Annotated in this window: 19 protein-coding genes; 4 read left to right on the forward strand and 15 right to left on the reverse strand. The window is 29.8% G+C overall.

The genetic code is table 11. From position 1 onward, the window contains the following. Positions 1-51 precede the first annotated feature (51 nt). Complete coding sequence (locus RWZ86_RS00390; RefSeq protein WP_314679045.1) at positions 52-681, forward strand: 1-acyl-sn-glycerol-3-phosphate acyltransferase; 630 nt, start codon at positions 52-54, stop codon at positions 679-681. 207 nt (positions 682-888) lie between these two features. Here the strand turns inward: RWZ86_RS00390 and RWZ86_RS00395 are convergent, their stop codons facing one another. The 6 genes from RWZ86_RS00395 to RWZ86_RS00420 form a co-directional block, all read right to left on the reverse strand. Beyond that, positions 889-1,743, reverse strand: a complete 855-nt coding sequence (locus RWZ86_RS00395) for a nucleotidyl transferase AbiEii/AbiGii toxin family protein (protein ID WP_314679047.1) — start codon at positions 1,741-1,743, stop codon at positions 889-891. Further along, positions 1,740-2,330 (reverse strand): type IV toxin-antitoxin system AbiEi family antitoxin domain-containing protein, encoded by a 591-nt coding sequence (locus RWZ86_RS00400; protein WP_314679049.1) that lies wholly within the window; start codon positions 2,328-2,330, stop codon positions 1,740-1,742. The genes RWZ86_RS00395 and RWZ86_RS00400 overlap by 4 nt, the downstream gene beginning before the upstream one ends. Positions 2,331-2,522: 192 nt before the next feature. Continuing rightward, complete coding sequence (locus tag RWZ86_RS00405; protein ID WP_006702633.1) at positions 2,523-2,756, reverse strand: YneF family protein; 234 nt, start codon at positions 2,754-2,756, stop codon at positions 2,523-2,525. 119 nt (positions 2,757-2,875) lie between these two features. Then, a complete protein-coding gene (locus RWZ86_RS00410) occupies positions 2,876-3,844 on the reverse strand; it encodes an LD-carboxypeptidase (RefSeq protein ID WP_314679051.1) in 969 nt (322 codons plus the stop codon). Positions 3,845-3,853: 9 nt separating this feature from the next. Beyond that, positions 3,854-4,357 (reverse strand): hypothetical protein, encoded by a 504-nt coding sequence (locus RWZ86_RS00415; protein ID WP_314679053.1) that lies wholly within the window; start codon positions 4,355-4,357, stop codon positions 3,854-3,856. Between the two features lie 186 nt (positions 4,358-4,543). Next, positions 4,544-5,026 (reverse strand): prolyl-tRNA synthetase associated domain-containing protein, encoded by a 483-nt coding sequence (locus tag RWZ86_RS00420; protein WP_314679056.1) that lies wholly within the window; start codon positions 5,024-5,026, stop codon positions 4,544-4,546. A 129-nt stretch (positions 5,027-5,155) separates the two neighbouring features. On the opposite strand from RWZ86_RS00420, the gene hemH reads away from it, so the two are divergent. Further along, positions 5,156-6,253: a ferrochelatase gene (hemH, locus tag RWZ86_RS00425; protein ID WP_314679058.1), complete on the forward strand. Its 1,098-nt coding sequence runs from the start codon at positions 5,156-5,158 to the stop codon at positions 6,251-6,253. A gap of 57 nt (positions 6,254-6,310) precedes the next feature. Here hemH and RWZ86_RS00430 read toward each other — a convergent pair whose 3' ends face one another. The 9 genes from RWZ86_RS00430 to RWZ86_RS00470 form a co-directional block, all read right to left on the reverse strand. Then, positions 6,311-6,679, reverse strand: a complete 369-nt coding sequence (locus RWZ86_RS00430; protein WP_314679060.1) for a TIGR02328 family protein — start codon at positions 6,677-6,679, stop codon at positions 6,311-6,313. After that, positions 6,663-7,067, reverse strand: a complete 405-nt coding sequence (locus RWZ86_RS00435; RefSeq protein WP_314679062.1) for a YbgA family protein — start codon at positions 7,065-7,067, stop codon at positions 6,663-6,665. Before RWZ86_RS00435 ends, RWZ86_RS00430 begins: the two co-directional genes overlap by 17 nt. Positions 7,068-7,323: 256 nt before the next feature. Continuing rightward, positions 7,324-9,915 (reverse strand): TrlF family AAA-like ATPase, encoded by a 2,592-nt coding sequence (locus tag RWZ86_RS00440; RefSeq protein WP_314679064.1) that lies wholly within the window; start codon positions 9,913-9,915, stop codon positions 7,324-7,326. 533 nt (positions 9,916-10,448) lie between these two features. Further along, positions 10,449-11,474 carry an Eco57I restriction-modification methylase domain-containing protein gene (locus RWZ86_RS00445; protein WP_314679066.1) on the reverse strand — a complete coding sequence of 342 codons (1,026 nt, stop codon included), beginning with the start codon at positions 11,472-11,474 and terminating at the stop codon, positions 10,449-10,451. Continuing rightward, positions 11,471-14,758: a DEAD/DEAH box helicase family protein gene (locus RWZ86_RS00450; protein WP_314679068.1), complete on the reverse strand. Its 3,288-nt coding sequence runs from the start codon at positions 14,756-14,758 to the stop codon at positions 11,471-11,473. The genes RWZ86_RS00445 and RWZ86_RS00450 overlap by 4 nt, the downstream gene beginning before the upstream one ends. Beyond that, positions 14,758-15,657 carry a restriction endonuclease gene (locus tag RWZ86_RS00455; RefSeq protein WP_399544601.1) on the reverse strand — a complete coding sequence of 300 codons (900 nt, stop codon included), beginning with the start codon at positions 15,655-15,657 and terminating at the stop codon, positions 14,758-14,760. The genes RWZ86_RS00450 and RWZ86_RS00455 overlap by 1 nt, the downstream gene beginning before the upstream one ends. Before the next feature lie 342 nt (positions 15,658-15,999). Next, positions 16,000-17,805 carry an ATP-binding protein gene (locus tag RWZ86_RS00460; RefSeq protein ID WP_314679160.1) on the reverse strand — a complete coding sequence of 602 codons (1,806 nt, stop codon included), beginning with the start codon at positions 17,803-17,805 and terminating at the stop codon, positions 16,000-16,002. 47 nt (positions 17,806-17,852) lie between these two features. Next, a complete protein-coding gene (locus RWZ86_RS00465) occupies positions 17,853-18,842 on the reverse strand; it encodes an SIR2 family protein (protein WP_314679072.1) in 990 nt (329 codons plus the stop codon). Positions 18,843-19,011: 169 nt separating this feature from the next. Next, a complete protein-coding gene (locus RWZ86_RS00470) occupies positions 19,012-20,139 on the reverse strand; it encodes a PD-(D/E)XK nuclease family protein (protein ID WP_314679075.1) in 1,128 nt (375 codons plus the stop codon). Positions 20,140-20,265: 126 nt separating this feature from the next. Here RWZ86_RS00470 and RWZ86_RS00475 point away from each other — a divergent pair, with 126 nt between their 5' ends. Continuing rightward, positions 20,266-20,568, forward strand: coding sequence for a hypothetical protein (locus RWZ86_RS00475; RefSeq protein WP_314679077.1), 303 nt, complete (start codon positions 20,266-20,268; stop codon positions 20,566-20,568). Between the two features lie 8 nt (positions 20,569-20,576). Further along, the gene (locus tag RWZ86_RS00480; RefSeq protein ID WP_314679080.1) at positions 20,577-20,786 is read left to right on the forward strand and encodes a CPCC family cysteine-rich protein; all 210 of its coding nucleotides are present in this window, start codon (positions 20,577-20,579) and stop codon (positions 20,784-20,786) included. Positions 20,787-20,833: the final 47 nt, after the last annotated feature.

Here is a 20,833-nt window from a genome sequence, read left to right on the forward strand (position 1 = left end):
ATGAATTTCTACTTCATACTGTTTGAGTAATCAACTTTTAAGGAGTTTCATATGATTTATAAAATAACTATATTTATTGTTCGTTTATTGATTATTCTTTTAAATGGATTTACGAAAGTAACGGGATTGGAAAATCTGCCAAAGGATTCTGGCTATGTAATTGTTGCTCCGCACCGTTCATGGTTAGATCCAGTACTAATTGCGATTGCGGTATATCCAAAGTCATTAGTATTGATGGCAAAGCAAGAATTGTTTAAGCCGAAACCTTTTGCATGGTTCATCCGTCAGTTAGGTGCGTTTCCGGTTAATCGTGAGAAACCTGGTCCGAGTGCGATTAAACATCCGGTTACTCAGATTAAGGAACATCAGAAAGCTTTAGTGATTTTTCCAACAGGTACTCGTTACTCTAATGAAATGAAAGGTGGGGCTGTAACAATTGCTCGTATGGCAAAAGCTCCGATTGTACCGATTGTTTATCAAGGACCTTTTACTTTTATGAACATTTTGAAACGTCAAAAGATGTTTGTAAAAATTGGGGAGCCAATTCATTTACCAGAGGGACGTTTATCTAAAGAAGAGTTATCGCAATATGATGATTTATTAATCCAAAAATTCGATGAATTAGATAAAGAGATTAATCCTAACTTTGTTTATGTGATTCCGGAGAAAAAAAGTAAATAATGTTCTTATGAATTCAAAGCAAGAATCTCCACTGCTACAGTGAGGACGGCAGCAGACCTTTGGTCTCATGCCTAAAATTTGAGCCTCGGTCTCAAATTTTCCTTTGTGATAATCATAGCTGATTATCACTGCCACTGTAGAGTGGAGATTCTTGCTTTTTTTATGCGTATATTTCGATTCTTAAGTACCGTTCATCTTTAACACAACTCATTTTATTCTATTTTCTAATTGTATTTCGGATAAAATTTTTATAATTAATGTACATATGTCTTCTAATTTAATATCTTTTGCATACTGATAAGTATTTTGATACCTTTTCCAATCCTCATGAATTTTTGGACTTATCTGAATTGAATTCACCGTCTCTTTATAAATTTTTAATAATGAATACGAATTTCGTTTTAGAGATGTTTGTATCAATGCTTCTAATAAATCAACTTTAGATATGTAACCAGCATGTAGTTTCCATATGATATATACATCATAAAAATCTCTTGATCGTGTCGTTTGATCCCCTCTTGATAAAATTGTTTCTAATTTTTCAGCTAAAACTGTTTCAAGATTGTATGCCAACACAGAAATTTTACTTTCACTGAACATCATCGGAAATTGATATTGTATTTCTTTTGGAGTAATTTGATCCCCTGTTGTAATATCAATTTTTAAAGGCGATGCAATCACTTCATAGTTAGCTATTAAATGAATTCTATACCCATTGTATTCATCATTTTCCCTAATTTCATGAATTGATTTTATTTCAAATTGAATATTATCTTCTATTGGTATATCTATAATTTCTTTAAACATTAACAATAAATGTTCTTCAGTTAAAGGTTGTCCCTTAATTGTTACATCCATATCCATTGTAGTACGTGTATCTAATCCGACAATTGATGCAATTAGAAATCCGCCTTTAAGAATTAAATGATTCTTGTAACTAGAATAAGAAATTCGTTCTAAAAAACGTTCTAGAAAATAATTTTGTAACACTAGTTGAGCAGTTATTCCCTTATCTTTAGCAATATTTTTTACTATTGCTTTTAAAGACATTGCATTCTTCATAATAACACCTCTAAATAGCTACTGACTTTTTCTTCTACTTTCATGATTTTTGAGTATTCTGATAACAATGGGATATTTTTATCTTTTCTTTTTACATATCGTTTAAATGCTTCTGCTGTTATTCCTATTTCTACTCCACTTCTTAGTCTTAGAATATCGCATAATGTTCTTTCAGCATTGTATGCTATTACACTATTACCAGAAGGTGTTAAGATTTCTTCTTGTCCTAATTCATACAATTCATTTTTGGTTCGGCTAGCGATGACTCCTTCTTTTTTTACAGTAGTTAAATTATAATCTTCAGGAAATGTCATTGAATATTGGATTGGTGTTCTATCTGTTAAATCGTACAAATACAATGCTGTTTCTTTAGAATAAATTCCTTTTTTAAAACGTATCTGTAAATGTTGCATTTCATCTTCCCATATATGGGGAAAGATGTATATTCCTCTTGAAGTTCTTTCTAGTAATCCTTTATCAACTAATTTTTTTAAATATTGTCTTGCGATACCATGTTGATCAATCATTTTAGAGGTTACAGTTCCATTATTCTTTTCAGCCATTTGTAAAATTATTTCTTCCGTCATGTTGAATCACCTACCTTTTACATTTACACCCTCTATTTTACAACTAAAGGGCATAATTGTAAAATATTTAGTAATTTTCTTTTAGGTATAAAAGATAGAATCTCTACTGCTGCCGTCCTCACTGAAGCAATGGTAATTATTGCTTTTTTTGACGTAAAAAAAAGAGCAGACATTGTCTACTCTTCTACTCAATTATTTTTTAGCATTTTTCTTTGCTTGTGCTTTCATTGAAGCAGCAATTTGACGAACTTTTTGTTCGGATGGTTTTTGACCCATTTGAGTCATCATACTACGAATCATACTTTCATCAAATGGAGGATTTTCTAGAAAGTAATTCATCATTGTTTTACGTGCGATAAAGAATCCACCGATTGCTCCTAAGATAGCAGCTACAACGACGATTAAAATCCATACACCTGTACTCATGCAAGTTCTCTCCCTTCATTGATCTACATTGCTATTGTACTAAATTATAACAATAATGAAAAGGCTTTTTGAAAATTTTGTAAAATTTGTACTTTTCTTCGTTTCTTTTACTGTATATTTTATAATCCTTCTTCATCCATAATAATAGACATTTTCTCTGTATCCACCGTTACTTTTGCTCCAATAGTAATCGTAAATAATGGTTGTGTATGTGCAAAGTCTAAGTCGTACATCACTGGGATTTGTTTTAAGACTGGATATTTGTCTAATATATACAATAATAATTCTTCAGTCATACAACATTCTTTTGGGAATCTTCCGATTAGAACTGCTTTTGGATTCGGATAAGCTTGTAATAACGCTGCTAAATTTCGGTCAAAATCAAAGTAGTCGCTATCCTCTGATTTCTCAATAAAAAAGGCATACTCCTCTGGAGTTGGAGCATAAGGAGTTCCTCTTAATAATGAAAAAGTTGATAAGTTTCCACCAATTGCTGTAGCTGTAGCTGTAGCTTTACCATGATTGTATATTTTCCATTTTGTCGGTTGAAACGTTAATGTTGCATCTGGTAAATACCATGCATTACTACCCCATTTTTCACTTGGTGTTAATTCATAGTGTGTATGACTTATTGCTTTAAGCCATGATGCAGTTTGATATTCTTGGAGTTCCTTCATTTTAAAGCTTGTATAAGAAGGTCCCATATAGGTCAACATGCCTGTTTTTGCATAGATTGCATTTAAAATAGCAGTTGTATCGGAATATCCGCAAATAATTTTAGGATGTTTGGCGATTAATTCATAGTCTAAATACGGAAGTAATTCATTCGAATTAAATCCTCCAATAGTTGCTAGAATGACATCTACTGAAGGATCTAAAAAGGCTTCATGTAAATCCTCAACACGGCTCTGAATACTTGCGGAACCAAGAATATCATTTTCAAAATAATGCTTGGAATAAGACAGTTTAAATCCTAATTCTTCTAATCTTTCTTTAGCATCCCTATTCGCTTCAAATCCTCCAACTCTTTCAATCGATGAAGAAGGACTAAGTACACGAATATGCATACCTTTTTCTAATTTTTTCATACAATCACCTCATTCTAATTCAAACATTGGGTAAATATTCATTACATTTTCACCACGTAAAAACGGAATAAGTCCTTGAATAATGTAACTTGGAAATACTGAAGGATAAAACTTTCCTTGTTCCAAAGCTTGTACTATCTGTAAGAAATCTTGCTCCGTATAGGGTGGAACTAACATAAATGGTGGCATAATAAATTGGAAGTCATTCAAATCCACAAACATTGGATTATAAATTCTTGGGAAATCAACTTCAATAATGACATAATCATCAGATAAAAATCTCTTCCATAATCCTTTAACGGCGTCTTTATGTTCTCTCATATAAGTTACAAATTCTTCATAGGTCTTGAAAAATGAAACACCTGTTTCTGTTCCTCTTGCAAAGGCAAATAATACTCCTTCTAATTCAATATCATTCAATCGATTAAAGGAATCTGTTATAAAGTCATATAACTCCGTCATTTCTTCGTTGCCTTGTACATATTCACTTAATTGACGTTTCGGAATATACATCCCTGTTTCCTGAATTGATTTTAAAATTTCTCTTTTTTGAATGGTCTAAAATTTATACGTCATTTATTTCTCCTATTCTTATTAGTAGTACTTTTATATTTTTTTAGTAAATAGTTTTACTGTCTAGTTCTAAGTAGAAGCATTCTCGATGATCACGTTAACGAACCTTCTTTTAAACAATTGGGTTTACAACTCAATAACGTGAGGTTCATATCCAATTACTTTTAAGAAGGTAAATAAATCTTCCGTATTGACAAAAATCGTCTTCTCATTTGTATTTGGATGGAAGCTCATTCGTTCTTCAGATACGATTTCTTGATCAAAAAAGACTTGAATATCTTTGTCTTCATTATTTAATAAGCCAAATGGAGATACTACTCCTGGTGGGAGCATCATTTTGTCGTTTAGAGTTTCTGCTGATGCCATTTTAATTTGCTTTTCTTCCACGATATCTTTAAATACATCCATATCTAAACGTTTTGCATCATCCATAATGACTAAATAAAAATTTCTTTTCTTTTTATTCGTTAAGAACATCGTTTTAGTACGAACACCTTCAATGCCTTCGATAAAACTGTCAGCTTGTTCCGTTGTTAGAGCAGGTTCATGTTCCACAATTTGAAATGGAATGCCTAATTCATTTAATTGATCTACTACTTTTTGATACATATAAAAGACCCCTTATTGATTGTTTTCTTTATTATAAACTCTTAGTATACTGCTTTTCAATGTATACTACTATGCAGATGAACTAAATCATGTTATGATGAGAAAAAATTCACATAGGAAAGTGGTTATATGACAAAAAAAGCAATTTTACTAATGACCTTTGGGTCACCTGAAGGATATACTTTTGAAGATATCGCAAGATTTTTTACAAATATTAGACGTGGCGTTCGACCAACGGATCAAGAAATCCAACATTTACATGACAATTACCAAAAAATTGGTGGAAGTCCCTTACAAGAAATTTCAAAACAGCAAGCAGCAAAATTACAAGAACGAGTACAAGGAGAATATACCGTCTATTTTGCCAATAAATTCTCTTCTCCATTCGTTCCTGAAGTCGTTAGACAAATGGAACAAGACGGAATCGAAGAATGCCTCTGCTTAGCGCTTGAACCGCACTACTCTTACTACTCCATTTATGGATATGAAAAATTTATCGAAAGCAAAACTATTCCTTTCCACATAGTAAAAGATTGGTATCATAATCCAAACCTACTACAATTTTGGGAACAGGAAATTAAAAAGATTTTAACCGAAGAAGTCAAAGATGACACTTTTAAAGTATTCTTCTCCGCACATAGCGTACCCGTTATTGCATTGGAATTCGAAGATCCTTATATCGACCAAATTTATAAGAATGGGCAAATCATTGCAGAAAGATTAGGGTTAGAAAAACATCAGTATACTCATACATGGCAAAGCGAAAGTGATATTGGACTACCATGGATGAAACCGGATGTATTAGAATACTTACGAGAACAAACGGAACATCCTGAACATTATATTTTCATTCCAATTAGCTTTATTAGCGAACATATTGAAGTCTTATATGACAATGATATTGAATGTAAGGACTTATGTGATGAATTTGGTATACACTATCACAGACCACCAATGCCGGATGCTCATCCACTATTAGTAGAAGCCTTATACGAAACGGTTCGAGCGCACGAAACAGAATGCTTCACTCTTAAAACAAATGAGGAAGAAACACTAGATGAAATGTTACCACCGGAAACCTCAAAAGACATTCTAGAACAAGAATCTGATATTCAAATGCCGGAATTCGTGAAGAAATTAATCGCTAAAAAAGGCAGAGAGAATGTAAAAATGCCGGAATTCGTCAAACGAATGTTAGAACAACGAGCGAAACAGAAAAAACAATAAGACAGAAAGAACCCTGCACCCAAAACTCTATACTTTTGGGTGCAGGGTTTAATTAATCTATAGGTCTATTTCAATCCCTTTTAGTCGTAAATTCTCAATACATTCCTGTAAGTATACTTCATTATGCTCTTTATAAATTGGTGTATTTATTTCCATTTCCTCAAGATTATCGTAGCTTTCTGCAATCTTTCCACGATAATTCTTATCTCCCCACTCAGTTGCTACTTTGTAGCCTCTACGAGTCATCTCATCCATAATGAATGTATGATAGCAAAATAGGTGATAAGGAGAATATAAAAATACATAATCGACTGTTTTATGTTTCTTATTCCAACCATTTCCCCTAAGTGCACAACATTCTCTATGTTGACCTAATAATTGATTTTTAGGTAATTTTGGTATCATTTGCTCATGCCATAATCTCATCTTTTTCTCCTGTTATTAACGTTGATTGTTGTAAATAGTGATTGGGGTATTTCTCTAATAAAGTATGGATATAATGAATGATAGAACTTTGATCACTTTCTCCAGTTCTATACTCCTCTAGTAAACGAAACAATTCTTCTTTTTCGATATTTTCAGCTGTATTTTTAAAATAGCCCCATACATGAAGAATTGCATTATGAAAGTCCTTTTTACTTTCTTGTATTTCATTCACTTGTCTGATTTTTTGAAGTAACACATTTAAGTCAACTTCCGATTCTTTTAAATATTCTCTGATTTCCAAATAAACTTTATGGGATTTACTCAGCACGTAATATTTATTTCTTGCCCATAGCTGTTCACATTGTTTTCTGATATGTTTTTGATTCACTTTACACCTTCTTTTAAACTAGAAAATAATCTAGCGGATGACTTCTTGCATCATTATAGCATTGAAAGTAGGATTCACGAAATTTATGAACTTTTTTATATAATTATTTCTGATTTAACAAAAAACTCGCCCAATCGTATGATGCTACGATTGGGCGAGTTTTTCAATAATAGTCATTTAATTTATACTTTTTATGGAGAAGAAGATGAAATCAAGATAATATCTAAAACTATTTTTAATACATTAGAATTACTACTCAATTAGAAAAATTATACTTATTCTCTCTATTTTTAAATGCGTCTTCTCCTCCCTCTAATATTTCACATACATGAGTTCTAATACTTTGTTTTTGAAGTAAATATTCAGAGTCAGATATACTAATATCATTTTCTAAAGAACCATTTACATAATCAAATTTTTCTCCATCTTGATTTGGTGATTCATCAGAATGTTGGTTAGCAATAATAATATTTTCAGCATCCCCAGATACAACTAAGTTTGGATTATGAGTAACTATTATTATTTGACGTTTTAATTTAGTTTCCTTTATATATTTTGTCAACTCATTATAAATAGCTCTATTATCTAAATTATCTTCTGGTTGGTCAATCAAAACAGGAACTTTGCTATCTGAAAACTCTAAAATCAACTTTAAAACAATGAAAGCTTTTTTACCTGGAGACATTTGTCTAAATTTGTCCCCTTGATACTCAATCTCAAATTGATAATCAAAGAAATTGGTAGTGAAAAATTTTTCGATATGATGTAATTTATTTTTATTATTTTTAAATGTTAAAGACTCATCTTCAAATATTGAAGGTATAATATTATCAAAATCACCAATTATTTTATCAAAAAAATTTTGTTTCGAATGACCTCGAGAATCAATATAGTCAAATTCACTGTCTAAATCTTTTAAAGAGAAGTTAATAGAAATTTTCAAGTTATCCCCATCTTCTATTTTGAATGAATTGGATAGTTCAGATCTATACCTAGTATACTCTTTATACTTTGTGATTAAATCCGTTCTAATTTGCTTATTTTCTTTATGAAGTTGTTCTAACCTAGATTCGTATTCATTAATCTTTTGTAACATATCGTTTTCTTTTTCTATTAAAGAATCCAACTTAGCTATTTCTGAATTTGTCTTTGTTGCCTCTAGACATTTTTTATAAATATCATTATTTTCAATTTGTAAAATTTCTTGTTCTGTTTTTTGTTTCAATCCCTCTAATTGTAACTTAGCTACCCTAATTTCGTGTTTTTGTTGTGCCCTGACATTATTATATAAACGTTCGATAATTTCACCTAGTTTTATACGTAAGCCTACAGAGGGAGATAGTGATTTATCATAACTTTTTAAATCAAAAGTAATAGGCGGAATTGAGTTAATATACAGTATGTCAGACTCATGATTAATCATTTCTGATTGTAAACGAATCAATTCCGTATTTTTAAGTTCAAAAATATTTCTTTCTTCATCAGTTATTTTACTATCTTTTAATAACTCTTGTTTCTTAAGTTGATAATCTCTTATCCGATTTTCTGTACCTTGCTTATCTGCTTCAGGTTTTATCAACTCAGAATTAGATTTTATGTTAGAAAAATAATTTCGTAGTAAATCACTAATTTCTACCTGTAAATTATTACATTTATTCTCATAATTCTTTAAGTCAAAATCTCTTTCCTTTGAGCGAATTATATCACTCAATAGATTATTTAATTTACTATTATTTCTAGATAAAGTGAACATATATTCTTGAGGTATATATTCAATTTTCCTTGAATTATCTTCTTGTCCATCTCTCCATAAAACATGAAAATCATCTAGATTTTCAAAAGAAAACATACCATCCTCTATACTTCTTCCTAATTTTTTAGCAATAGAATTTAATAAAGTTGATTTACCAGTTGAACGACCACCAATAATTGTATTCAAATACTCTGAGAGGTAGATATCTTTATTTTTAAAATGAATTCTATCAATTATCAATTCATCTTTTTCATGGCAAGGCTTTTCTTTTTCAATACTAATGCGGTACTCAGGTTCAAATTTTATTTGTTTTAAGCCTTCAAAAGTTAAATCCGCTTTTATCCAAGAGTACTTAGTACCGATTTGTTCAAGCGAATGAGCATCAGATGATTGAAGAACTGGTCTAACATATTTAGAACGTTTAAGCCAATATTCTCTATCTTTTTCAAGGTTATTATGCTTACATTTTTTATCATTACAAGATGAAGCATCATTACAACTTGAATGAATTACAAAGTCTGAGTTAAGACAAATTTGCTCATACACAGCCATATTTTTAGGGTCAGAGTCACTAGTAGCACTTCCATGGCCTCTTGACAGAAAACCTTTCAAATAACGTCCATTTAGCTCTTCATCAGATTCTAAAGATTCAATTAATTTTTCAAAAGAGGTATTTGCGAATTGCTCAATTTCAGAAGAGGTAAGGTTATTAAATGCCTTCTCTTTGGCACCTATATTGGCTTTTAGTTGCCCAAGCAAATTTTTTATAATCTTATCAGGTAGTTTATTATCAAATATTATATGATAATCAAAGAAATGACCAGATTTATTGATATTGGATAACCTTAATTCAAGATTCAAAAATGTGACTATTCCTTCTTGTTCCAACTTGCTTTTTAAGCTAAAATCTTCATCATTAAAATTGAAATAATTTGTTAATCCTATTGCTGAAATACCTGCATTTTTTATATTTTCAATAAACTTATCTACATTCGGTTCTCCTCCTGACAGCTTTTCAAATTGATTATTAACTACTGTAAAGGGCGAATGTATATGTAGATCCCATTTTCTAAACTCCGAACCTCTTTGAATCATAAACTAAAAACTCCTCTCTCATCCTAGAATTCTTTCATAATATTTTTTCACTATCCTTTTTATTTTAAATGTTTATTTATGAAACTTACAAACTGGCCTCACTATAAAACACTCTAAAAAGACAGTTTCAAGTATTAATTTTATAATTTTTTAGAGTCTTACTTATCTTGAAAAGCTAGAATACGTTAAATATCATTGATTAATACATTTTTACAAGGTTAATTTATTTCTTTTTTATATTTTAGATTCCTATATCTTCCTTTTTTAGTTCTTACTTATGAATCGTTTGTAAACTCACTCCCGTTATCTGCTTAAATAATTCTAATAGTAAGTACAAATTTTTCTTTTTCATTTACTTACAATCTTAATTATACTCTTTAAATTAAATAATACTAGATTTTTTAGTGACTATTCCTATTTCTTGTATATCGTCATCATTCCATTTTTTATTTAACTTCTTATAAAAGAGAATAAAAAAATCGACCTAAAATCTTAAGTCGATTCTTATCACAATAACTTATTGAGTTTAAACACTATTCCATTGCTCTTACTTTCTCTTCAATAAAGGTAATCTCATTTTTATCTAAACCATATTTTTTATACAATTGTTGGTCTATTTCAGAAATACTTTTAGACCAATCAATATCAGAATTTTCTGTAAAATCTTGAATGGGAACATATTTCCATTTAGAAGCGGGATTATCCTGAGTTATTTTTAATACACCTAACATAGTTCGAGCAAATTTAGTTTTTATATACTTCATAGTATTAATTGCATGTAATTCACTTGTATATTTACCAATTGAAATAAATGTTTGTGTAAAACCGATTAGGGGTTCCCCTATTAGGGGTGTTGATAAAACTTCACCAATTGCACCAGAACCGTTTGCTTTTGGTAAAATAACTTTAAATTTATCATGAACTTCTGGTTCATTTATATAATCTTTTCTAATCCAATGTTTTACTCTATTCCCCTTAAATCTTCCTAAAACTAAACAATATTCAAAATTATCATTAGGTTTTTCTTCAAAAAAAAGAATATTATTTAGAGATTCCAAAACACCTGTACCTACATCATTAGGATGACTTTTAGATAGAATATTTCTTACATTTGGATTTTCATTATGCATTTTTGATGTAAAACGATAAATACCTTGACCGGTAATTATTGAATCAAGTGTTTCTTTAGTTTTTAACATTACTTTATTAATTATTGAATTTAATTCCCTATATACAGTAAATATACCAATTTTGTTAAATTCTTTGGTAATATCTCTATATACTATTGCAACTCCACCTTTAATATCAGTGTTTGGAAAAACTAAAGAAGAATTTTGTTCATAATATGTTACTTTTAAGTGAGAATCATTTAACATTTTTTCATTCCATTTTTTATCAGTACTACCTGCATTAAATAAAAATCTACCTGGTGATATTAGTATATAAATTGGAGAAATAGTTTCTGCTAAATCATAAAAATAATTATAAATTGAATCATCTCTAGTATCAACTTTCGATTCTTGAAACGGTGGATTACCTACTACAACATCAAATTTCATTTTTCTTTCCCTCCAAATAATTCATCACATTTTTCTTCAAAGTTACCCTGTCCCATTGCATAAGGCGTAGTATCTAAATGTACTATATGAGAATCATTAAATTGTTTTGCAACTTTATCAAATCCAAAAATAAAGTTTCTTGCTATATTGTATATAATTTCAGTTGGAGCAAAACCATATACCTGATTTTCTAAAATATGTTTTATTCTATCATTTTCATTTGGAATTTCAGATTCAAGACCTTTAAATAGTCTTTTTACAATTTCAGTGATATATAATCCTGATTTCATATATAAATCTGCAAATGTCTTACTTGAATCCTTAAAAATTGACGGATTTTCTTCTTCTAATTTATCAACCATCATTTTAACTACATTTTTAGGAGTAAAAATTTGATTTGTTTTTTGTGGTGGAATATAGTCAAAAATATCTTCCTCTTGAGATTCATCGAAGTAATTTGCTAATTCCTCACGTTTTCTTAAAAATTCTTGTACAGATTCATCAAATACAATCGGATCAAAGAATTGATACGTATCTCTTAAAATACGAAATTGTTCTAATGAAATACCTGTAACATCTTTGAACACCTCATCCTTAATGGTAACGTCAAATGTACTTAATGTTGTCGTTTCTTCACCATAAGCCATTAAGAACGAAGGAATTGTACGTGTGAATCCTCTCAATCTTGCACGAATCTCATCTTCAACTGTATCTTTTTTCTTTTCTTCTGCACGTTGAATTATTTGTTGAGTCGTTTGTTGTGGAATTTCTTTTGTTTTTTCTTCCACAGTCTGTTTCACAGTTTCTTTGAACTGTTCATTAGCTTCTTGACGTTTTACTTCGTACGATTGAATAATTTCTTCAATTTTCTCTGGTTGATGGGCAAACTTTTTCTTTTCTTGATTCATTTCTGCAATTAATTCATTTTGCTTAATACGATGATTTTCTTCAATAACACGTACTTCTTGTGCAATTTCAAAAGCTTGTTTTTTAACAATTTGTTCTGCAACTTTTGCACTTAAACCAACTTCTTGAGCAATTGTTTTTGCAGCTTCTTGTGTGGTTTCTTGAATGGTGTTTTCAATTACTTTTGATAATTCAGATGTTGTTTTGTTTTTTGTCACTTCATCATTAGTAGATGTTAAGTCGTCTAATGATTCAACGATATCAGTATAAACTTTCGTACCAAAGTGCGCATTTGTTTTTGCAATTACAATTTCTGTATCAGCAACTGCATTTCCCTCTTCGTCTACTTGAACATTTTTTAGATTAATCTCAGACTTCTTATGATTTGGCATACTTTCGCCTTTTCCAGATGGATTCATTTGCTCAAGGATTTCTCTTGCTGCTGGTGAAGTAAAGATACCAGAAATATTTTGGAATAATAAGTTAGACATAAATCCACGCTTAACAACTTCTTTTGCTTTTATAGATTTTGGAATTGTTAATACTTTATCAACATCTAATGGAATCATTTTACCATCAGTATCTTCAGCGATAACTGGGAAGAAGTTAAGAAGTTCTCGAATATTCTCTCTTCGTTCTTCTGTCGTTCCATTTCCATTTGCAGTACTAATCGCAAGATTATTCGCAAATTCATCATAAATCATTAATGTACGTTCTGGAGCAAAATCAAACACATAGGCATTCTCTTTTCTACGAACTTCTCCATTTACTTCATATTCCCATGGATTTTGAGCACGAAAAGCTGCTTGCATATAAAGACTTGAAGATTGCATATTGGACAACATTAATACTGCCGTCCATTCTGGAATCGTAACGCCTGTTGTTAATTGTCCTACAGATAATGTAATAGTTTTATCATGAATTTCAATCGCTTTTTTCACACGATTAAATGATTTCTCATTCTTTTTATCTTCATCATCAAATGATTTACCATCCCCTGCAGCAAGTACTACCTCATATTGTTCAAATACAGGGTGATTATTTAAGAGTTTCTTCAATGCTCTTACACTATCTACTCGATTCAATAACCAAAATGTATGTTTTAATTCTTGTCTTAACTCTTTTGTCGAAAAAGGATATTTCTCATTACGAGCTAGAGTGTCTAACCATTTTAGAATATCTTTTTCATGAACAAACTTTCCGGTTTCATTCGTTTCAAAAAATTCATTTAAATCAAAAGCATAATCAATATTTGTACCATCTAATTGAGCTCCTTGATTTACTTCATCCGTTATCATTGCACTCATTTGATAAGAGAACATATTTAATTTTGGTAACTTAATATAAGGATTGTTTTGTTCTAATCCAGAATCCCATTCAGTTTTTGCTTTTTGTTCATCTGAATATGTCCAATTATAAATTTGTTCTTCACTAAATTGTCCTGAACCAAGTTGTTTGAATGGTGTTCCTGATAAATGAAGCGTATGATTTCTTTGAATATTTCTAAACGCCACATCTGTTTTTAATGTATCTACACCTTCATGTGCTTCATCAATTACTAGTAAATCCCACTTAGTATCTTTTACCCATTTTAATTTTGAATATCCTCCACCAAAATGAATTGATCCTTTTAGATCTTGAAGTGAAATAAATGATATAAGTTTAGCTTTCTCATCTTTTTTTGCTATATCAATAAATTCATCATGACTTAATGTTTTTCGATCCTTTAATGATTCTGATGTTGATACAAATAGAAAATCAGATTGCCAAGAAATAAATTTTTCAAAATCATCAAACCATGAATTCGCAATAGCTGGACGATTGGTTACAATTAATATACTACTAAATTCCATTTGTCTAATTAAATCATAAGTGGTCAAAGTTTTTCCAAAACGTGGTTTTGCATTCCATAAAAACTCTGATTTTGAATTCTCTTTAAAATAATTAATTGTTTTTTCTACTGCATCTTTTTGTTCCTTACGTAACTCATAATCAGTTGTATCTTTTTCTTGATTGTAATCATGATTTCTAAAATCATTAAAATCCATATATGCTTTTTCTGGAGTACCATTATAATAAAACCATTCTGAATTTGGTTCTCTTTTAACTTCTTTAAATTTCGTTAAATAAGCATGTAGTTGATGATCTGTAAAGTATTTATTTTCTTGAGAAAACTTAGCAGGTTCTGCCCATAATTTTTCATACTGTAGTCTTATAGCTGCAGTATGAACTTGTTCTTTAATTCTCTCATCAACATCTTGTCTAGTCGTATAACCAATTTTAATCCAACCATCTTTTTCAGGAATAGTTGGTAATGTATATGCATAAATTTGAGGATAAATTTCTTTGGTTGTTTGTATTTTAGTGTTATCAATCATTATTTTAACCCCTTGTCAAAGTATTCCATTTTATTTGTTTCCCAATTCATGATTTTTACACGTTTACCAGGAATTACTTCAAATTCTCCACTTATTTCATCATCAAATAATGATAGTTGATAATTCTCAATTCGTTCAATTCTTTCAGATAGAGGAATAATATATTTTAATCCATCCATTTGAAAAACATTATAACTAATAATATTTGCAATTCGTAAAAATAGACTTAGTAAAGGTTCTTCATTCCACTTATCTACGTAATAATCTCGATAAGTGTATAACAAGTTTTCTCTAGCTAATAATAAAGAATCTCCACTCCACTCAAACCCATAACTAGATTGAAAAGCTAACTCGACAAGTCTTTGCCACTCCGCTTTATCTGAAACTTCTTTATTAATCCTTCTTAATTTTCTATCAACAAAACCTACTCTATCTTCCAGTGGAATTAGTTCTCCAGTTTCCATTTCATAACGAGATACCATATAAGGAGCTTCACCACAAGTAATTTCTAACCATTTTCTTGAAACGTATTTTTCTAAAGAATCATCCGTATAGTTTTCATCCACTGCATCATTTTGCTTTTTTACAATCCAACTTGGAGTAAAAACTTCAGCTTTAGACTTTGTACGTTCTTTCTTTAAATCATTTGATTTTAGTGCTCTAGGTTTAATCAAATCATCCATAGTTCCTGTAATTAAATCAGCAGTAATTTGTGCTGTTGGTGCATATTGTTTGAAACCATATTTTTGATAGTTGTCATTTGCCCATATGATATTGTTTATTTTTTTAGGAGTTGAAGTTGTTCTATCGATTAATAGAATATCTAGAATTTCAGGCATAGAATTTCTAATATTTTCTTCAGAAATATCTATCATAAAATCTAACTTTTTTTCATCCAAAATGTTCACTCCTTCTTAGGTTTACTCATAGTTATTATAGCATATTTAACAGAATAAGTTATGGGTGGAATGTATATCAAAATAGATTTACAAAAAAATCAGTTAAAGCAATCTATAACTTTAACTGATTTTGGAAATTTGATTCAAAGATGAATTGTAAAATGAAGTACAATAAAAACATAACTATCTGATACACTTAAATAGACTTAATCAAAGTCGATTTTAAGTGACATAACCTTTTATTATTTGTAACATTTAAGATTGTCAATTCACATAATAAAATTATATCATAGAGATTTCTTTTTAAACCAATATTTATAAAAAATACTAAAATTCTATTATTCAATCTGTTACTTGAGTATCATTTGCCCAAATATCTGTTAAAACAACATCATCACTAGTTGGTCTAATTTTTTTCTCTCTATCAATTTTAACAAATACTGGAACCATCATAGATTGTCCTGTAATAATAGTTTCCCCTTTTCCTAGACTAGATATCATCTGATATGAATTTCTATCTAAAGTTGGCATAGCATTTTCAAGCATTCTCAAGTCTTTTTCATTTACAATTCGATGAATCAGATAGTTATGAATCTGAGACATTATTGTTGGAGAAATATCGGAGGGACGTTGACTTGATAGAGTTAGATAAAAACCAAATTTTCGTCCTTCTTTAATAATTTCCTCGAAAATTGACAAACGATAATCTTGCCAATCATCTCCAATATTACTATAAACAGAATTCAGGATATTGTGTGCTTCGTCAATAATGAGATGCTTAGTTTTAGTCACATTTTTACCTGCTACACTTGATTTATGTTCATCATAAATCATTTTTGAAAGTAACATTGGTATTAAACGTCTAATTTCTTGGTTAGAATGAACAAGTGATATAATATTAAATGTTTTATAGTAAGATGAAATATCTGGAACCACTTCTACTACTTTACTTAAACTATTTAATGATGTATTTATTCTATTAAATAATGGTATTATATGCTCACGATTAACCTTATCCCATGCTGTTCGATGCTCTTTATTAAAATCCAAAAACATTTCAAGTCTATCAATAGGACTTTCGACATGATTATATGCTTCATTTAAACCAGTACTAATTTCAGATAATTTTATTTCCTCCAATAATTCATTGACAACAGCTCCGGTTGCACCTACATTAAAAAAATTTCCTTTAGCTGTAAAATAACATTGATTTTTTGAATGGTATTGTATTTTCTCAATTTCCGAAAATACTTCATAACTACCTTTAAAATATTTTTTTGAAGTCTCTATCCAACTCTCTAAACTACTTTGATTAGTAGAGTTTCCTGTTGTTAAAATCTTCTTTAGTGTTCCAGTCACAAACTCTCCGAAATTAAAATTAAGTTTTTTGGATTTTTCCATGTATAATTTTAAAGCTTGTCTCAAAAAAGGTACTTGAGTAGCAGGTCTAGCATCAAAAAGTATTGATAAAATATCAGAATTAAATAGATATTCTTCTTTGATTGGTAATTTGATACCTTTATTATTTCTTGTGTCTATTTCGATAATTAACTTATTTTCATTCTGAAGTCCGAACATTTCACCTCCAGTATATTCACCATTAAAATCAATAAGGAAAAATTGAGATTTTTTTAAAATTGAATATTTAAATTCACTCTTAAATAGTTCTAAATACAATTTATGTAATGTATTCGACTTACCACTCCCAGTATTCCCAAAGATTCCGATATGAGAAGCAAAAAAATTATTTATTGGGATTCGAAGATGCTCTCCTTCAATAATTGATTTTCCAATGTAGATTGAATTTGATTCGGAATCAACCCCATAAATTATTTTTAATTCTTCTTTTGTAGTTAATGTTATTTCATTTCCTATCATTGGACAATATTTACTTGTTAATGTAAATTTATTTCCTTCTATAACTCCTTTTGTCTTTAATGTTAAAATTCTTTTTACTGTTCCCTTGCTAAATCTATTATCAAAAACTTCACTTTTAACATTATTTTGAGTATCAATTATTTTTTCACTAGTTACTGAAGCGATAATCTTTATATCATTCTGGTTAATAGTTAAATACGCACCCACTCTTGGTCCTGTTAAAATTTCACCCCTCCAGATATACTCAACATCATTGATTAAACTATACATACCAACTTGTGATGAATCTCCATCAACAGCAAATTTTTTTTGAAATTTCAATCATTAAAATCAGCCTCATTTTCTTCGATATTTAGTAGAGTTGTTAAATTTTTTATTGTAAAATATGGAACAGAATTAGTATCTAATGAAAAAATTTCTTTTCCAAAATCTTTAGGAATTAAAATTTTACAATTTAAATTTTCGGAAATATTCTTCAAATTACCCATAATTCTCTCTTTATCCTCGGTATTATAGGCAAAAATATATATCATTAACTCAGGATTCAAACATGCTCTTCGTATCATTTTAGCAATATGACTATCTTGAAATGAAAATCCAATAACAAATAAAACAGATTGAGGTTTATCAAGTTCCAATTGAAATACTCTTAACATCTCATGAAAATGATCATTTAAAAAAGTTTCTTGTTGTTCATATCCGGTAGGGGGTACAACAACTGGATTATCTAAAACAAAATTATTTACTTTAATAAAATTCGAATTTTTAAATTCAATTTTTTCCCAATTTACAGATCCATGGGGCTTAATTAACAAAATACAAGGGATTTCATTGATATAATTATCATTTAATCCTTTATAGGAAGCAGTGCTATTATAATTTGAACTATCTAATATACGATTAAAATATCCTCGACTTCCGTCATTAAAAATGAAATAGTTTTTTTGTTGTTGAATATCTATCGCTTTTTCAATAAATAAGTCATAGTTTGTTGTAAATATATTTATATTTTTTGGAGTTTGACGTGAATTTGAATAATTTAGTAATTGTATAATACTCAATATAAAACGTTCATAATTTTGAATGGTTTCTAAGATATCAGTATCTTTTTGTATTGCTTCCTCACCATTTAAAATTATATTACTCTTTTCTTTAACTCTCTTCAGTAATGCATCATTCCTATTTTCTTCACTATAATCACTCATTAATGAAATAGCTGGTAATGAAGCTCCCGATCCAATTAAAAAATTAAGTTGTTTAGTAATTGCTAATTTACGAATAGTTTTTACTATATCTTTTTCACCCATATGTCACCTACTTAAATTTTATATTTTTACACAAACATCATAAGTTATATTGTTTTATTTTTCAACAAAAACACAATATATTGTGTTTTTGAAAACTAATTATCTATTATAATAAATAATCAACTAATCAATCCAATTTTCACATAAAAAAACGGCTTACGCCGTTCCTTTACTCCCCAAACGTCAAGCCGCCCTTAATCTTCTCTTCCGCTATTTTCATCTGCTTTATCAACTCATCGATAATAGCATCATAGCTAAAGTCTTCAATCTTCCAATATTGGTAACAATGGCAATACTTTGCTGCAACGTTACCATATTTGCAATAATTATTTCTCATTTTAGAAGTGAGATTTTGCTTTTCGATTTCTTCTGCGAAGTTTCTCTTGAAGTAATTACATTCGTATAATTTCTCAATCACTACTTTCTCATGATAATTGCCTTCTTGCGAAGCTCCTCCATAAATTCTGAATTGGTCGCCTTCTATTTGTACGCCAATCATCCCAATTTCTTTTGTTGGATCCCCATCGATTCTTTGTGAGAACACGATACTTAGAGTTGGTTTCTTATGGTTAAAACTGAGTCCACAGACTGGTTTTGCCCAATCTTTGTAAGGTTTGAATGTTAGTCGTTTATTAATTTCTTCCATGAATTCTGAACCTTTTAGTTTGACATAAATATCTGAATAACGGATTTTTTCTAAGTCTTTGTCTCCAATAATGTATTCCCCTTTATTTTGCTCCATTTTGCTTTGGAATAAGTCATAGAGTACTTCGATGTCTTCTGCATATTGCTTAATATAGTCTGCAAAATCCATTGTAGCGTGTTGTTGTTGGATATTTTGAATTCGTGTTGCTATTTCTTGGTAACTTAAGAATGACCATGTACCTAACTCTTGAATATCTAATGAGGCATATAAACCTGTTAGTATTCCTGTGATGGCTATGTCTTGTTTTCCTAATTCTTCTTCATATCTCATCAATTGTTCTTTTGTTGGAATGGACTTGATTTTATTTTCGATAATGAGTACTTCAGTAATATTGGCTTTGTTTTTATACGTAATCGTTAAATCCACATGTTTCTTTTCTCGTTCGACTGAGACGAATGTACATCCTTTTTGATAAAAATCAGGGATAAATACTTCGATAAATGGATGTTTTCCTTCTACTTCTTGTTCGAGTAACCATGCCCAAAAATTAGAATGAGATAATTCCTTCCCACTTAATGAAATCGCAAATAATGGGGAACGATTTAGTCTTTGTAATTGTTCTTCTATGATGCTCGTTGTTTTCTTTTTCATGTTATTATCCTTTAACTTTGTTAGTACCTTAACGTTAACATAGTCGATATTTGATTTCAATGCATGATGCAAAGATTAGATTCCAGTAATATTTCTTATTTTCCTCTTTATGAGTGATGTCAAAGTATGGTTTATAGTTATTATTCAACTAGTACTACAACTTTCCCAAATTTCTTCTGTGCATATTCCGACTATTTACGATACAATAAACGTGAAAATACCAATGGAGGTAGTGTTAATATGAAAATAGAAGAATTTGATACTGTTCTTTTAAAAGACGGTCAAACGGCAGCAATTGTAGATAAGTTAAGTGAAGATACGTTTATAGCTGACATTGGAGACACTCCAGAAAACTGGGATACGATTACTATTACAATCGATGAAATTGAAAAAGTAGTTTATAGAAGTAATAAATCTACTGCTAGGTGATAATGATTATGAACAAGAGTGTAAAAGATAATTTAATAATCATTAATGATGATGAATATGTACATTGTCCAGTATGTGGAATTATTACTGCGGTATATGATATATGTGATACGTGCCAATGGCAGAATACAGGTGAAACGAATATTGACGGAGGTCCTAATATTATGACTTTAGCGGAAGCTAAAGAAGCATACACAAAAGGCTTACCGATAACATAAACAAGCCCCTAGTTGATTCTAGGAGCTTGTTTTATATATAATCCATT

The sequence above is a fragment of the uncultured Granulicatella sp. genome (genome assembly GCF_963545075.1).
Taxonomy (GTDB): Bacteria; Bacillota; Bacilli; order Lactobacillales; family Aerococcaceae; genus Granulicatella.

What these genes read in the sequence shown, in the direction of transcription:
- RWZ86_RS00390 (WP_314679045.1), top strand. Translation starts at nt 52, where the DNA reads ATGATTTATAAAATAACTATATTTATTGTTCGTTTATTGATTATTCTT.
- RWZ86_RS00395 (WP_314679047.1), bottom strand. Translation starts at nt 1,743, where the DNA reads ATGAAGAATGCAATGTCTTTAAAAGCAATAGTAAAAAATATTGCTAAA.
- RWZ86_RS00400 (WP_314679049.1), bottom strand. Translation starts at nt 2,330, where the DNA reads ATGACGGAAGAAATAATTTTACAAATGGCTGAAAAGAATAATGGAACT.
- RWZ86_RS00405 (WP_006702633.1), bottom strand. Translation starts at nt 2,756, where the DNA reads ATGAGTACAGGTGTATGGATTTTAATCGTCGTTGTAGCTGCTATCTTA.
- RWZ86_RS00410 (WP_314679051.1), bottom strand. Translation starts at nt 3,844, where the DNA reads ATGAAAAAATTAGAAAAAGGTATGCATATTCGTGTACTTAGTCCTTCT.
- RWZ86_RS00415 (WP_314679053.1), bottom strand. Translation starts at nt 4,357, where the DNA reads ATGTATATTCCGAAACGTCAATTAAGTGAATATGTACAAGGCAACGAA.
- RWZ86_RS00420 (WP_314679056.1), bottom strand. Translation starts at nt 5,026, where the DNA reads ATGTATCAAAAAGTAGTAGATCAATTAAATGAATTAGGCATTCCATTT.
- hemH (WP_314679058.1), top strand. Translation starts at nt 5,156, where the DNA reads ATGACAAAAAAAGCAATTTTACTAATGACCTTTGGGTCACCTGAAGGA.
- RWZ86_RS00430 (WP_314679060.1), bottom strand. Translation starts at nt 6,679, where the DNA reads ATGAGATTATGGCATGAGCAAATGATACCAAAATTACCTAAAAATCAA.
- RWZ86_RS00440 (WP_314679064.1), bottom strand. Translation starts at nt 9,915, where the DNA reads ATGATTCAAAGAGGTTCGGAGTTTAGAAAATGGGATCTACATATACAT.
- RWZ86_RS00445 (WP_314679066.1), bottom strand. Translation starts at nt 11,474, where the DNA reads ATGAAATTTGATGTTGTAGTAGGTAATCCACCGTTTCAAGAATCGAAA.
- RWZ86_RS00450 (WP_314679068.1), bottom strand. Translation starts at nt 14,758, where the DNA reads ATGATTGATAACACTAAAATACAAACAACCAAAGAAATTTATCCTCAA.
- RWZ86_RS00460 (WP_314679160.1), bottom strand. Translation starts at nt 17,805, where the DNA reads ATGTATAGTTTAATCAATGATGTTGAGTATATCTGGAGGGGTGAAATT.
- RWZ86_RS00465 (WP_314679072.1), bottom strand. Translation starts at nt 18,842, where the DNA reads ATGGGTGAAAAAGATATAGTAAAAACTATTCGTAAATTAGCAATTACT.
- RWZ86_RS00470 (WP_314679075.1), bottom strand. Translation starts at nt 20,139, where the DNA reads ATGAAAAAGAAAACAACGAGCATCATAGAAGAACAATTACAAAGACTA.
- RWZ86_RS00475 (WP_314679077.1), top strand. Translation starts at nt 20,266, where the DNA reads ATGGTTTATAGTTATTATTCAACTAGTACTACAACTTTCCCAAATTTC.
- RWZ86_RS00480 (WP_314679080.1), top strand. Translation starts at nt 20,577, where the DNA reads ATGAACAAGAGTGTAAAAGATAATTTAATAATCATTAATGATGATGAA.